Origin of the sequence: Pacificibacter marinus (assembly GCF_018860505.1) — a bacterium.
Lineage (GTDB): Bacteria > Pseudomonadota > Alphaproteobacteria > Rhodobacterales > Rhodobacteraceae > Celeribacter > Celeribacter marinus_B.
The window spans coordinates 1-13,799 of the sequence record NZ_JAHKPU010000004.1 but is presented as its reverse complement, the minus strand read 5'-3'; the positions used below and the strand labels follow the sequence as shown (position 1 = coordinate 13,799).

14 protein-coding genes are annotated in these 13,799 nt (G+C 52.4%); 3 read left to right on the top strand and 11 right to left on the bottom strand.

Annotation, left to right across the window (positions count from 1 at the left end):
- Nucleotides 1-105: 105 nt before the first annotated feature.
- Nucleotides 106-870, top strand: a complete 765-nt coding sequence (locus KO503_RS00505) for an SDR family NAD(P)-dependent oxidoreductase (RefSeq protein ID WP_215989646.1) — start codon at nucleotides 106-108, stop codon at nucleotides 868-870.
- A 41-nt stretch (nucleotides 871-911) separates the two neighbouring features.
- Here the strand turns inward: KO503_RS00505 and KO503_RS00500 are convergent, their stop codons facing one another.
- The 9 genes from KO503_RS00500 to KO503_RS00460 all read right to left on the bottom strand — a co-directional run bounded on the left by KO503_RS00500 (nucleotide 912) and on the right by KO503_RS00460 (nucleotide 8,804).
- Nucleotides 912-1,586 (bottom strand): 3-oxoacid CoA-transferase subunit B, encoded by a 675-nt coding sequence (locus KO503_RS00500; RefSeq protein ID WP_215989645.1) that lies wholly within the window; start codon nucleotides 1,584-1,586, stop codon nucleotides 912-914.
- Nucleotides 1,583-2,266, bottom strand: coding sequence for a 3-oxoacid CoA-transferase subunit A (locus KO503_RS00495; RefSeq protein WP_215989644.1), 684 nt, complete (start codon nucleotides 2,264-2,266; stop codon nucleotides 1,583-1,585). The genes KO503_RS00500 and KO503_RS00495 overlap by 4 nt, the downstream gene beginning before the upstream one ends.
- A 51-nt stretch (nucleotides 2,267-2,317) precedes the next feature.
- Complete coding sequence (locus KO503_RS00490) at nucleotides 2,318-3,469, bottom strand: acetyl-CoA acetyltransferase (RefSeq protein ID WP_215989643.1); 1,152 nt, start codon at nucleotides 3,467-3,469, stop codon at nucleotides 2,318-2,320.
- Nucleotides 3,466-3,858 (bottom strand): Zn-ribbon domain-containing OB-fold protein, encoded by a 393-nt coding sequence (locus tag KO503_RS00485; RefSeq protein ID WP_252730872.1) that lies wholly within the window; start codon nucleotides 3,856-3,858, stop codon nucleotides 3,466-3,468. Before KO503_RS00485 ends, KO503_RS00490 begins: the two co-directional genes overlap by 4 nt.
- Nucleotides 3,858-4,415: a flavin reductase family protein gene (locus KO503_RS00480; protein ID WP_215989642.1), complete on the bottom strand. Its 558-nt coding sequence runs from the start codon at nucleotides 4,413-4,415 to the stop codon at nucleotides 3,858-3,860. The genes KO503_RS00485 and KO503_RS00480 overlap by 1 nt, the downstream gene beginning before the upstream one ends.
- 103 nt (nucleotides 4,416-4,518) lie before the next feature.
- On the bottom strand, nucleotides 4,519-5,088 hold the full coding sequence (locus KO503_RS00475) for a carboxymuconolactone decarboxylase family protein (RefSeq protein WP_215989641.1): 570 nt from the start codon (nucleotides 5,086-5,088) through the stop codon (nucleotides 4,519-4,521).
- A gap of 59 nt (nucleotides 5,089-5,147) precedes the next feature.
- A complete protein-coding gene (locus tag KO503_RS00470; protein ID WP_215989640.1) occupies nucleotides 5,148-5,906 on the bottom strand; it encodes an SDR family NAD(P)-dependent oxidoreductase in 759 nt (252 codons plus the stop codon).
- 7 nt (nucleotides 5,907-5,913) lie between these two features.
- Nucleotides 5,914-7,089, bottom strand: coding sequence for an ABC transporter ATP-binding protein (locus KO503_RS00465; RefSeq protein WP_215989639.1), 1,176 nt, complete (start codon nucleotides 7,087-7,089; stop codon nucleotides 5,914-5,916).
- Nucleotides 7,090-7,112: 23 nt separating this feature from the next.
- Nucleotides 7,113-8,804, bottom strand: a complete 1,692-nt coding sequence (locus KO503_RS00460; RefSeq protein WP_215989638.1) for an ABC transporter permease — start codon at nucleotides 8,802-8,804, stop codon at nucleotides 7,113-7,115.
- 388 nt (nucleotides 8,805-9,192) lie between these two features.
- On the opposite strand from KO503_RS00460, the gene KO503_RS00455 reads away from it, so the two are divergent.
- Together KO503_RS00455 and KO503_RS00450 are read left to right on the top strand one after the other, a co-directional pair.
- Complete coding sequence (locus tag KO503_RS00455; protein ID WP_215989637.1) at nucleotides 9,193-10,131, top strand: aspartate/glutamate racemase family protein; 939 nt, start codon at nucleotides 9,193-9,195, stop codon at nucleotides 10,129-10,131.
- Nucleotides 10,132-10,224: 93 nt separating this feature from the next.
- Nucleotides 10,225-11,265: an AbrB family transcriptional regulator gene (locus tag KO503_RS00450; RefSeq protein WP_215989636.1), complete on the top strand. Its 1,041-nt coding sequence runs from the start codon at nucleotides 10,225-10,227 to the stop codon at nucleotides 11,263-11,265.
- A gap of 86 nt (nucleotides 11,266-11,351) precedes the next feature.
- Here the strand turns inward: KO503_RS00450 and KO503_RS00445 are convergent, their stop codons facing one another.
- Together KO503_RS00445 and KO503_RS00440 are read right to left on the bottom strand one after the other, a co-directional pair.
- On the bottom strand, nucleotides 11,352-12,179 hold the full coding sequence (locus KO503_RS00445) for an aspartate/glutamate racemase family protein (protein ID WP_215989635.1): 828 nt from the start codon (nucleotides 12,177-12,179) through the stop codon (nucleotides 11,352-11,354).
- 243 nt (nucleotides 12,180-12,422) lie between these two features.
- Nucleotides 12,423-13,541 carry an ABC transporter substrate-binding protein gene (locus tag KO503_RS00440; RefSeq protein ID WP_215989634.1) on the bottom strand — a complete coding sequence of 373 codons (1,119 nt, stop codon included), beginning with the start codon at nucleotides 13,539-13,541 and terminating at the stop codon, nucleotides 12,423-12,425.
- Between the last annotated feature and the right edge of the window lie 258 nt (nucleotides 13,542-13,799).

The following is a 13,799-nucleotide window of genomic DNA, read 5'->3' as shown; positions in this document are numbered from 1 at the left end:
GGACTGGACCGATAAGGCGCTGTCGAGAAAATCAATGGAGCTGATGGCGCATGAGGTCATGCCAAGGGTCAGAGAAGCGACAGGTATCAAAGAAAGCGATGTGAAATGAAAGTAATCAAAGCCCCGCGAAAAGTCGCAATTGTCACAGGCGCATCTTATGGCATTGGCGCTGCCACAGCCATAAAATTAGCCGAATCCGGATTTGATTTGGCACTCACTGAGCTTGAAGGACGTGCGCCGACCGAAACGGCACGCAAGGTGACCGAGGCGGGAGGGACCAGCAAATCCTTTGTTCTGGATTTACAGTCGCAAGACAGTATTGACGCAATGTTTTCGGACGTCATTGACGCCTACGGGTCGATTGACTTGCTGGTCAATAATGCTGGTGCCCCTTCGCTGCGCAAACCCGCATTGGATATCCGCAAAGATGAGTGGGAGCAGCTCATGTCCGTGTGTTTGACTGGGACATTTTTGGTGACACAACGCATGGGGCAACACCTCATTTCATCAGGTCGTGAAGGTCAAATCATCAACCTCGCATCGACACATGCGCTCGTCGGGATTCAAGGGCATTCGGCTTATGGGATCGCCAAAGCGGGCATCTGCCAGATGACTCGCATGCTCGCCATTGAATGGGCACAGCATGGCATTCGCCTTAACGCTGTCGCCCCGGGCACAACAGAAACAGAGACCAGAGCAGCGGTCTTGCAAGACAAAGACAGGCGCGCATACCTTATGGATCGGATTCCGCTAGGCCGTTTTGCGCAAGCCGAGGAAATCGCCGCGGCCGTCGATTACCTCGCAAGCCCAGGCGCGTCTTACATGACTGGCCAGGTGCTTGTGCTGGATGGCGGAATGACGGCGGCTTAATTGCATGACCTGCCACACGTATTCGCGCCTTTCCCCTCCCTTCAGATTGTGTCGGGTGGGGAAAGTACTTTGCACTCTCGGTGCACTGTTAGCGGAACTTCGGTCACAGCTTGAAGCTTTTCTAGATCACACCCTTCAACCATCGCGGTGACTTCGACGCCCTGCTCCGAAATCATCAGAATCGCGATGTCGGTATAGACGCGCGTCACGCAGCCTTTCCCCGTCAGAGGAAAATGGCATTCTTTCAGGATTCTCGGTTTTCCATCACGTGTCGTATGCTCCATCAAAACCCAGATTTCCTTGGCACCTACAGCCAGATCCATCGCACCACCAACTCCGGGCGGAACCCCCGGCGCATTGACTGTCCAATTGGCAAGGTCGCCCGCCTGCGAGACTTCGAATGCACCCATGACCGACAGGTCAATATGGCCCCCACGTATCATGACGAACGCATCGTTGTGGCTGAAATAGGCGCCCCCTGTGACAAGGGTAACCATCTGCTTACCGGCATTAATCAAATCGGGGTCTTCATCGCCAGCTTCAGGGGCAGGTCCGACACCAATGAGTCCGTTTTCGCTGTGAAACATGATCTCTCGACCTTCGGGAACAAAGTTCGCACAGGCGGTCGGCAAGCCAATTCCAAGGTTCACTACCGCGCCGTCCCACATATCTTGTGCGACCAGCCACGCCATCTGACTTCGGCTCATTTTATTCATTGTTCTACTTCCTGATTAGGACCGATGCACACCACCCGATTGACAAAAATTCCAGGTGTATGAATTGCTTCAGGATCAAGACGGCCCAACGGACAAATTTCGTTGGTTTGCACAACGGTGCGATCTGCAGCCATAGCCATCACCGGATTGAAATTCCTTGCTGATTTTCGGTATATTAAATTGCCCCATCGATCCGCCCGTAAGGCACGAACGAGGGCCAAGTCCCCATGAATAGCCCTTTCCATCACGTGCAGTTTGCCATCGAATTCACGTGTTTCCTTACCTTTGGAAAGTTCGGTTCCCGCACCGACTTGGACATAAAACGCGCTGATACCTGCGGCACCGGCTCGAATGCGCTCGCTCAATGTGCCTTGGGGCAACAACTCGACCTCGATATCCCCAGCGCGATAGCATTCATCAAAGCAATGCGGGTCGGCAGACCTTGGATAGGAACAGATAATCTTGCGCACGCGGCGCTCCCTTATCAGACCGGCCAAGCCGACATCCCCGGTGCCAGCATTATTCGAAACTATGATGAGATCACGGGCCCCCTGTTCCAATAGGCCATTCAACAGTTCGACCGGCTCACCAGCGGCCCCGAAACCGGAACTCAGGACCGTCGAGCCGTCCTGAATGCCCTCAAGGGCAGCTGCGATACTTTCAACCTGCTTGTTTATCATGTGTCGAAACTCCAATCTCAATGATGTTAGATCGTCTCGTCGGGGGGCAATTCAGACAGTGCTCGGCCCACCTAGAACGGCTGTGGCGTGACTGGACATTTGGCCACCGGTTCCGTGAACCAGCGCCGTTTCGAATTTCTCCACTTGCCGCGCCTCGGCTTGGCCGCGCACTTGTATGACGGCTTCAATCAATGCGAACACTCCGTACATTCCCGGATGGCAGCAGGACAATCCTCCGCCATTCGTGTTCACGGGCAACGCCCCGCCTGGCGCAATCCGCCCGCTCGAAGCGAACGGACCACCTTCCCCTTTTGCGCAAAAACCGAGGTCTTCAAGGAATAGAATGACGTTGATGGAAAACGCATCGTAAAGCTGCAATAGATCAATCTGGTCCGGCCCCAGTCCGGCCATTTCATAGGCAGCCTTTGACGACTGCACAGCACCCGTCGTGGTCATATCCGGCATACTGGAAATAAACCGGTGCGTTGCCGCCGCCGCCGCCGCCAGTACGTAAACAGGCGGATGCGGCATGTCTTTGGCGCGATCCGCGCGCGTCAGGATAATTGCACCGCCACCGTCTGTCACAAGGCAGCAGTCCGCCTTGCTCAGAGGATCAGAAACCACACGGGATGCCAAAACATCGTCGATGGTCAGGTCAGCCTGCTCAAACGCCTGTGGGTTCAATTTTGCCCAAGCGCGGGACGCCACAACGACCTCTGCCATTTGTGCGCGCGATGTTGCGAACTCCCACATATGTCGCTGCGCAATCAAGGCATAACCGCTAATTGGAAATCTGGGGCCGTAGGGCACTTCCCAGTGCGGTGGTTCTGACAAAGTCGCCAGCTTTCCACCCGCCGATAATTGGTTTGATCCATAGCAAACACAAGCAACGTCACACAGGCCAGCCTCTAGTGCCATCACCGCGTGAGATAGATGTCCGATGAAGGATGATCCCCCGATGTTGGTTCCGTCCATCACCTTGGGACGCAATCCAAGGTATTCGGCAACGGATAGCGCCGGCATCAAATGTGACAACGTTGACGTAAACAGCCCGTCAATATCATGCATCGCGATACCTGCGTCTTGCGCTGCGCGCTGAACTGCAATGGCAAGTTGATCCAATGATGATTGCCCAGGATTATTCCACGTTTCGGTCGTCCCGACCCCAACCACTGCAGCGCGCGCACGAAGATTGGAAGTCATGTTACCACCCGTGTTTTGGGGACAAAAACAATCATCGGCTCACCATCAGGGGAAGCAATAATTTTTGCGACAACGTCCATCCCGATTTCAACTTGGTCAGGTGCCACGCTCTCGACGCGGCTCATCATGCGAGCACCCTCGGCAAGCTCAATAATAGCAACGTTGTAATCGCCGCCTTTCTCGGTTCTTTGACGAACAGTGGTTGTGGAATACACCTGCCCCTGCCCGCTCATCTGTGACCAAGTTGTCAGGGGTTTCCCTGTCCAAGGTGAAGCCACGCGAGGATAAAAGACCGCACGCCCAGTGCCACTGCAAACCTGTAGCATAAAGCGCCCCTCTTTCAGGGCGTTTCTATAAGTCAACTCAGGTGTGATGGGCGACGTATCCATCAGGATCTGGCCCCCTTCAGACCGCGGTCAAGCGAGATATCCATATTGCCGCGAAAATATGCCAAAGGCTCTCGATCATTGACGACAACGGACTGGGCCGCACCGATGAAGATCTCGTGGTCACCACTGATGAGCGTCTGATCCAAAGTGCAAACGACAGAACAAAGCGCATCTTCGAAAACCGGTAGGCCATGATCGTCCATGGAATGCGAAATTCCCGAAAAGCGGTCTGTATCACTTGGGCGGGCAAAACACATTGCCAGATCTTTGTGATGCGCGGCAAGAATATTTACCACGAACATGCCCCGTTCGCGTATTGCAGTGGCGGCCGCACTGTTATGATTGAAACAAACCAGTAACTGGCAAGGATCCATCGATACGGACGTTAGCGAATTGACCGTGATGCCGAATTTCGTGTCCTCATGACTCGTCGTAATCAGCGCCACACCGGTCAGAAAACAACCCATCGCTGCCCTGAAATCGGTTGCGTCTAACAACGGTTTCAACGTGTCGGGACGGGAGCTATCATATTGTGTATTTGTTTGAGCATTTGTCATACTGAAACACTAATCCTTGGAACTAAGGTTGAGTATATGCGACTGTCGCAATGGTCTTTTTCTATTTTGTCCCAGATCGGGTTAGATGCCATGCAACACTGTTCTACGGATAGGGAAAAACATTTTCGACTCCGTCCGGCAGAGCCGTACGCGTTACATTCAAGATCATGGCTAACATCGAATAATATCCAATGATCCCAAGCAGATCGATCACGCCATTCTCGCCAAATTCTGCGACGAGCCGAGCATAAAGATCATCATCAAACGTCTTGTCCCAAAAGATGGTCTCAACCGCTTCAAACAAAAGCGCCTCATCTTTGGGTAACCCGTCGAGCGTTCGGCCATCCAAGATGCCGTCGATGGTGGATTGCGCGACACCCGCTTTAAGCGCGATGGGTTTATGGGCCGTGAACTCAAAATTCTGTTGCCAGTGGTGCGATGTCAAAAGAACCGTGAGTTCGCTCAGTCGCGGCTCGAGCGCGCTGTCGTAGCGCAGATATGCGCCAAGCGATTGCGCCCGAACCATAAGTTCAGGACTGCGTAGCATTGCGATGAAAGGTCCGGCGACACGCCCGCGTGGACCTGCGATCAAGATGTCAGCGGCTTTGCGTTGTTCATGGCTCATCAAGGCCTCGGGTAACGGCGGCATGCGCGGAGTTGGAGTGTCAGACATTGGTCATCCTTCAATTTTGATGGGCGTTCTACAGGGGTAATTTATGCCTGTGCATGGCATCAAATCGTCGTGACGCCGCCATCTATCGCCAACACTTGACCTGTCATAAACGTCGCGTGAGGGCCAGCCAGATAACAGACGGCTTCAGCCACGTCCTCGGCATTGCCAAGCCGCCCCATTGGAACACGCGACAGCACCCGCTTTCTCTTTTCTGGGTCACTATGGGCCCCAACCCTCGTTTTGGTTGTCGTCGGACCTGGAGCAACAGCATTGACGCGGATGCCGTGGGAGGCCCACTCGGCGGCCAGACATTTTGTAGCGTGAATGAGACCAGCCTTGGACACAGCATACGGAGACGCATTGGTAACCCCCACGAGACCGTGTGCCGACGTCACATTGACGACTGCACCTTCTGCCCCCCGTTCTATGAGGTGTTGGCCGGTCCGCGCGGCCATAAAAAAGCTGGCGTTCAGATTGATCGAAATGGCATCCGACCAGTCTTGTGGAGAAATATCCACAGCAGGTTTTCGCGCGCCCTGAATGCCCGCATTGTTGACCAGAATGTCGACCTGCCCCATGGCTTTCACGATGTCGTTGAAGACAGGCGCCAACTTGTCCGGCTGCCGCAAATCCAACGCGAATGCGGCATGTCGGCCACCCGTCTTGGCAAGTGCGGCCATTGTTTCTGCCAACATGTCTTCGGACACATCCATTACGGCAACGTCACATCCTTGACGCGCCAAAGCCAGTGCGCTCGCAGCGCCGATGCCATATGCAGCACCAGTTACCAGAGCAACTTTTCCATTGAACCACGACATCAGGCGATCACTCGCTATCTGCGTGGTAGGCATGACAATCGGCACGCGATAATTCAATGCGCACTTCGTCGCCACGTGAGAACCTTGCGTCTTGATCGCCATCTACGTTGAAGCTGAAAGAACCAGTATTAACAATATAGCTGATGTGCGTTCCAAGGAACGACGCGACTTCGATATGTCCTGACAAGAATGAGCCTGCATCGTCACTTGCGAGGGCGGGACGGAGTCGCACCCGATCTGCGCGCACAGCAATAGAAACCCGATCGCCATTCTTTGGCGGTTCCTGACCGTTCCAAGTGGCTTCAATATCGCTCTCGTTATCGATGGAAACGGTAACATCGCTATTCGTGCCAACGGACGCAACTTCACCATGAATGGTGTTCGAGTACCCTAAGAAATGCGCCGAAAACAGCGTTGACGGAGCCTTGAAGACATTTTCAGGCGAGTCGAGCTGTTCGATCAGACCGCTTTTCATCAGAACGATCTTATTTGACAGCGCCAGCGCTTCTTGTTGATCATGTGTCACGAAAATCGATGTGAAATTCAACCGTTCCTGCAACACCTTAAGCTCGGCACGCATACGTTCGCGCAGGTTCGCATCGAGGTTTGAAAGAGGTTCATCAAAAAGGACAACTTTAGGGGTATAGACAAGGGCACGCGCTAGTGCGACGCGCTGTTGTTGGCCACCGCTAAGTGCGGAGGCCGAACGAGCCCCTAATTCACCCAATCCCACCAATTCGAGGATATCGCGTACACGCTCCCGAATTTCACTTTTGTTGACCTTTGCAATGCTAAGTGGAAAGCCGACGTTGTTTGCAACCGTCATATGCGGCCAGATTGCGTAGGACTGGAAGACCATGCCGATATTGCGCTTTTCAGGTTCCACCATGATATTTTTTTCACTGCTGTAGACAATCGTGTCGCCAATCGTGATTTCACCGGACGTCGGCACCTCCAGCCCTGCCAGGCAGCGCAGAGTAGTTGTCTTCCCACAACCACTTGGCCCCAACAAAGAAATTGTTTCATTCGGTGGCGCATCAAAGCTGACATTGTCAACTGCCGCGACATCTCCGTACATCTTTCTAAGGTTCCGCACCTGGACCAAAGATCCGCCCTGCGCCTTCATGCGATCGACGGGGCCCGGTTCGGCCTTAGTTTTCTGGTTTTGAGTTTGCATGTTCATTTCTATTTCTCCAATTTATCTGATCAGTCGCGACGGCTGGTAGGCAACAGCCTCACCGAGAACGCGCAGACAAGTAGCAATACGGTTTGTACGATACTGAAGGCGGCCGAGACCCCAAGCGGTCGCGATTCCATCATGCGGATTAGAGCCACTGACATCGTTTCTGTGCCGTGGACGTAAAGCATGATCGATGAACTCACTTCCCTAATGAAAATCACGAACAACAGGATCCAGGTCGAAATCATTCCGGGAATACAGAGTGGCAATATGATTTTCTGCATTGCCTTCCACCAAGACGCACCACACACCCGCGCACATTCATCAAGTTCCTTCGACATCGATATGACGATGGATTCAATGTTCCTTAGACCCGTGGGCAAGAAATGTGCGACATAAGCGATCACCATGATCGCTAGGGTTCCATAGAGCGGCGTTTTCAGCGCCACGATAAGATAGCCGATACCCAATACGATGCCGGGCACGGTCAGCGGCAACATGGAAAGTGCCACGATGCCGAAGCGACCCGGCAAGTTGGTGCGGTGGATAATGACGGCGAGGCTAAAGCAAAACAGCACCGCAATCGTTGCCCCCACCAGCGCAATGGTAAGGCTATTGGTCAGACCCCGACGCGCCACTTCGTCAACGAAAACAACTTCGTAAAAGTGCTCGAACGTGATCCGGTCGAACTGGAAGCTGCCAACCCAAGCATCTTGAATAGAAATCAGTGCAAGGACGCAAAACGGTCCGATGACCAAGAACAGATACAAACTGTTAAATCCGAACGCGACCCACTTGTAGCGGCCAAGATCAATGAGCTTTGGTCGATAGCCTTTGCCGGTGATGGTCGTAAACTTGCGGCCCATCAAGAGCTTAATTTGCAACAACGTCAGGCCGGCAGTAAAGATGAACAGGAACGTACTCAATATGGTTCCCCCTGCAAAATCAGCCGGATACGAACTTACATAAGTGAAGATGAGTGTTGAAAGCGTCTTGTCCCCGCCTGGCCCCCCCAACAGTAATGGAACGCCAAACGCACCTGCACTTGTCACAAAAACCAAAATCGAGGCCGACAGGATCGCAGGGGCCGACAGCGGCAATGTGATGCGAATGGCAGTTTGAAGAACGCCCGCACCATTGATGCGCGCGGCATCCTCAAGGGACGGATCCATACTCTGCAAACTTCCGAGCGTGAACAGATAGACGTATGGTGTGTAAAAAAGCCCGAAGACGATAATCATCCCTTCCATTGAATATATATCAAGTATGGGTCCACCGATCAGCGGCTCGAACAGCTTATTGAGTAAGCCTGTCCGTGGTGATGCGATGGCTTGCCATGCAAGCGCGCCCACAACGTTGGACAAGTAAAATGGCAACATATTGAGTGCATCGAAAAGGCGCTTACCAGGCATGTTTGTTCGGGCGACGAACCAAGCCAAGGACACCCCAGTTACTGTTGCGATCACAACTGCACTGATACAGGTGATCATAGTGATCTTGAACGCATCCAGAACCTCCGGTCTGAACATAACTTCCACGATTTTATCGAAACCGATACCTTGATCGTTTTCCGTAAACGCTCGTAAAAGCATGACAAAAAGAGGGTACACGACCGTAAGGCCAAGTATCGCATATACAATAATAATGACGCCTACACCGTTGTAGCGCTTAATCCCCGAAAAGACTGATGTCCGTTTCTCTGCGTATGAAGTGCTCATTTTTCTCCCCACTGTACATTCCGCAGAATGTCCCTAGAAAATTTGAATTTCGCCAACAGTTGTTCCTCTAAAATCAGCTATGCTCTCCAAACATCGCCAAGGATCGGACTGTGGCAGTCTCCCGTTTTCGAAATCTAACACGGTCGAGAAAAGTTACTCCCATCATTGTGGAAATATACTATGTCGGATTTTTCCTGATTTCTTCGGGCTGTATTTGATACATTGTGCGGACACGGATTTAATAATGGGTCCGACAGTTTGGACACCAAGCTTATCTTACCCAATCAGGGCAATCGAACGTTTTTGCAGATTGGGAGCCGGACGGGCCAGCAATGGCCACCTCGTCCCTCCGCGCATTAAGCTGACGATAGAAGAAAGAGAAAAACACATGACCGCCAGTGTAAAGTCAGGCAAACAGACCGCAATCGATAAGTTGGCAAATGGGCTGTTTCGAAATGACGGGGACGTCTACGATCCTGAGACGAAATACCGTTTTTTGTTAATTGGTGCATTTCATTTGCAAAAAGCGGCCGACCTTCGCACACGAGGCGACAGCAAGACTGAACGCCTTATGAATATCGCCCACCTGAATCCCATTCTTGATGGCGTTTACTGGGACTTTCATATCGGACCGTTTGCTCAGTACGGCGATTGGCCTGTCGAGAACCGCGAGGAATTCACCCTCGTTGCCGCAGACCGATTGGCTATCGTAAGAACAGCCTGCCAAACGGGGCGCTACAATGCGATCGTCCTGTTGGGCGGTGGCGAACCGGGTGCATTTGAGGCGCGTGAGATTGCCCGTGAATACGGCATACCTGTTGTGTCCTGCGGTTTCTCACAGATGCATATCGCGACGATGCTGGGCAATAAATTCTCGGTGCTCGACGTCGCTGAACAACACAACATGTATTACTACTCATTAATCAAGCGGCATCGGCTTGCAGATCGCTGCGCATCGGTTTTGAACATCAACCTACCGCATTGGCGGCCCGGCGCGCCAGATCCAGAAATGCACCTGACGGCCGAGCGGGAACGCTACTATGAGACAAACCATAGCGACGTTATCGAGATTGCCGTTCAAGCCGCCGTCGAAGCGATTGAAACCGACGGTGCCGAGGTCATCACAATGGGCTGCTCTGGGGCGTTCTGGATGAAGTGGCCAATGGAAGAACGCCTGAAAGAGCTTGGCTGGGAAGTGCCTGTACTTGAAGGCTACAGTTCGGCTCTTGCCCTTGCAAAAATGATGGTCGACCTAAAAATCGATGCCAGCGGGCTGACCTTTCCCTCTGCCCACCCCAAGAAGATTCGTACCAAAAAGATCATTTAGGCTTTTGGCGTCCGTATCTGCCTCGATCAAAGGTAGGCTGTGAGGCAGATGCGCATGTCTTGCAGCCTGAATTTGAGGAAAGGGTGACGGCGGTTGCATTATAATTTATTTGCGAAATTCATCTTAACGTTGGTCATAGGAGCAATCGGCGGTTGGTCCTTGTGGCATTTTCAAATGCCTCTTGCTTGGCTCCTTGGTGCGATGATCGCCTGCGGCCTTGCCGCGCTATTCGGCCTACCTGTCGCATTGCCCAAGTACTCTCGCCCACCGATGACGGCAACCTTAGGTGCAATGCTGGGCGCAACGTTTAGCCCCTCTGTCTTTGACCACATCAACTTATGGATCGTGTCCCTTTCAGGGCTTGTCGTTTACCTGCTTGTCTTGGGTACGGTTGTCTATCTTTACTTCCGTCGGGTCGTCGGTCTCGACCCAGCGACCGCCTACTTTTCGGCTCTGCCTGGTGGTATGGTTGAAATGATCATTCAGGGTGGTGAAAAGGGCGGCGATGAGCGAATGATCGCCCTTATTCATGTCGTCCGAATTTTCCTGGTCGTCATGACGCTGCCATTCTTGATCCAGTATGTGACAGGCCAGAACATCGGGCGAAACGCCGCCGGTTATATCGCCCTAAATTCAATTTCGGGCATCGATTTTATATGGATCGCCGCGACGGTTCTGATTGGCGTTTTTCTGGCAACATTATTACGTTTTCCGGCCCGCTTTTTTCTAGGGCCGATGATTGTAAGCGCCTGCGTTCATTACCTTGGCTACTCTGACTTTAAGATTCCAACGACAGTTCTGGCGGGCGCGCAGATTGTCATCGGGGCCACGATCGGCTGTCGGTTCGCAAACATCCCGCTTGCCTACATCGCCCGCGTCGCGCTGTTCTCGCTTGGGTCAACGTTTCTGTGCATCGCCATTTCTCTCGCCTTCGCTTTTGGTGTATCCTATTGGTCAGGCGATCAGCTTGCCAGCTTGATACTGGCCTACTCGCCCGGTGGTATTACAGAAATGAGTCTGATAGCTCTTGCGCTTGGGCTAGAGGTTCCGTTTGTTGCCTTGCATCACATCGTACGTGTTGTGCTGGTCATGGGGAGCGCGTCGTTTATATTCAAGAGCGTCAAACGCTATTGACCTAGCGATGCATCAAATCATGCAATAAAAAATCCGGCCCAACATTCTGGGCCGGATATCTATGAGCCACCGCAAAAAGCGCAGAGTTAAATAAATTTACGTTTGCGCCACTTCTTAGGATGATCGCTTGGGAAGGTAAGACCACTCGCATCTACTTTGAGCGAAATCATCAGCTTCGCCAATTGGATGGCGCAACTATAGCCCTCCAGTACGGGCACTTCCCAGCCGAGATCGTTCAGACGCTTTTGTAGAAAAGGTTGCATCCAGAACGCGGCAGAACAGCCAAATGTGATGACCTCTGCGCCGTCATTCTCAATGGCATCGACAGACTGCTCAACGGCGGCATCCACCATATCCGACTGTTCGCCACGTTTCGCCTTTTCGCGCTCATCGAAAAACTGGCGCGTACCATCTAGCCCGGGGCGTTGTAGTGGAAAATTAACATTTCGGATCGAAGCACAGGCGCGCTCAAAACCATATTGCACGATAATATCGCGGTAATATGTGTTGTGAACTTCCGCCATGTCGATGACGCTAAACCGGTTTCCAAGCATGCTTGCCACATGCATCTGCGAAAACCCGCATGACAATATCGGCATATTGTAACGTCGTCCGATTTCCCGTGCGGCCACGCCACCGGGGTCGCCTCCGCCTAACAGTACAATTGCGTCATACTTCCCGCTCTCGCAGGCCTCACGGACCATCGGCAAACGTGCGGCGGCAACAATGGCAAATTCTTCGCGTGTTTCGACAGGCCAATCGCCATAGGTGGCGAGTGGGCCATTGCTGTGCTCCCACTCCACGTCTTCAAGATGCGGCTTCACGAGCTCGAAATTCATCAACGTGCTCTCTTTCGGGCCTTCGATAACCCGATGGAGAAATTCCGATTTCTTCGGAAGTGTGAACGCATTCATTAAGAGTAATCTTGGTTTTGCCATGATGTAACTTAGCTCGCCTATGTTTATTTGTGCCGTAGATTGATCATTTCAACACAGCGGCACCGAATGAGTGATTATCGATTTTTCCACGACAGAACTTAGGTATAATATTGATATCGCTTCTAAGTTCAGGTCGTAAAGCTCTTTTATTTTGATTGTGCGCGACGCTTAGAACATCCTGTCCTAACGCCGCACACGATCTCATTTAGTGGAATGATATCAGTTAAGACCCCATTCTACGAGTTTATCGCGAACGCCATCCAAGACATCATTCGCACCTTCGGTATCCCAGTTGAAATCAGCAATATTGATATCGCCGAGATCGGGCAGGATGACACTGTCAGGTGACACAATCCCAGGGCGTCCGTAAAACAGCGTTGCGCCTGAATCCATCAACAACTGTGCGCCACGTTGGCTGCGCATGTAATCAATGAACAACTTAGCCGTCGCTGGATGCGGCGCTGCCGCTAGAATCGTCGTCGTCTGAGGCAACAGAACCGTGCCCTCCTCAGGGTAGACTAACGTTACATCAACATTGGTGCTGCCCAGTTGAAATGTATTTTTCGCGTGGCTTAACAATGCAAGCGGGACTTCGCCCGACGCAAGCCAGTCGCGCGATTGCGAGCTTCGCGTATTAATGACTGGTTCCGTCGTTTCGATGAAGTCGACCACCCATTCTTCACCCATAACACGAATAAGATAGTTGATCGTAGCGGCGGGTGACGGTGCACGCGGGTTACCGACGGAAACCAAACCTTTCAGACGTGGATCATTCATTTCTGCCCAAGTGGTCGGATTGAAGTCCTCAAGCCCACGCTCTGCCAGAACGGCCGGATTGTACAGCGGCGTGAATGCATAGGCATCTGATACCCAATACCCGTCACGCGACAGTCCGAAATCATTGGAATAGGTATATTCGTCATAGCTTGGCGAATGGTATTCCATCAATTCGTCCATCGCCAACAAATCGTTGAACCACCCCCAGTTTACAGTCGACACTAAATCAAAACTGTTGCGGCCCGCAGCAAGAGGCTGCATTACCTTTTCGGGAATGGATGACGATCCCTCATAGGTGTATTCGGCTTCGATTTCAGGCAGTCCGTAAAGCACCTTGAAATCAGCGTAGAGCGCGTCGGCTGCGGCTTGCTCAAAGAAGCTGCCAACCCACGCAAGCCCGCCTTCTTCGCGGGCTTGATCGATCAATGCCTCAACGCGTGACCGCTCATCAGGATCCGTTATCGCGGCCAGAATAGGTGCTTCTTGTGCAAACGCAGCACCGCAATGTAGCCCTACCGCACTCGCTAATGCGATACCCTTAAGTTTACTTGAGAAATTCATCTCGTCTTCCCCCCATGTGAATTGAAAGCCGACGCTTAGGCGCGTTCTGCCTACCTTTCCTCCTCCGGAAGGCCGCATCGACCGTATGTCACATGAACATGAATTCGTGTCCGCACATATCATTGGGTTGGAACAACTCACTTTCCAAAAAGTCCTAGAATATACCTCACCTCTGCCAACTGGAGTTGATTTCCGATTATTGGGAAAGGGAGTATTTCCACTTACTGCGGTGTCGGGGGGATGGGGTTGGGCTAGCAT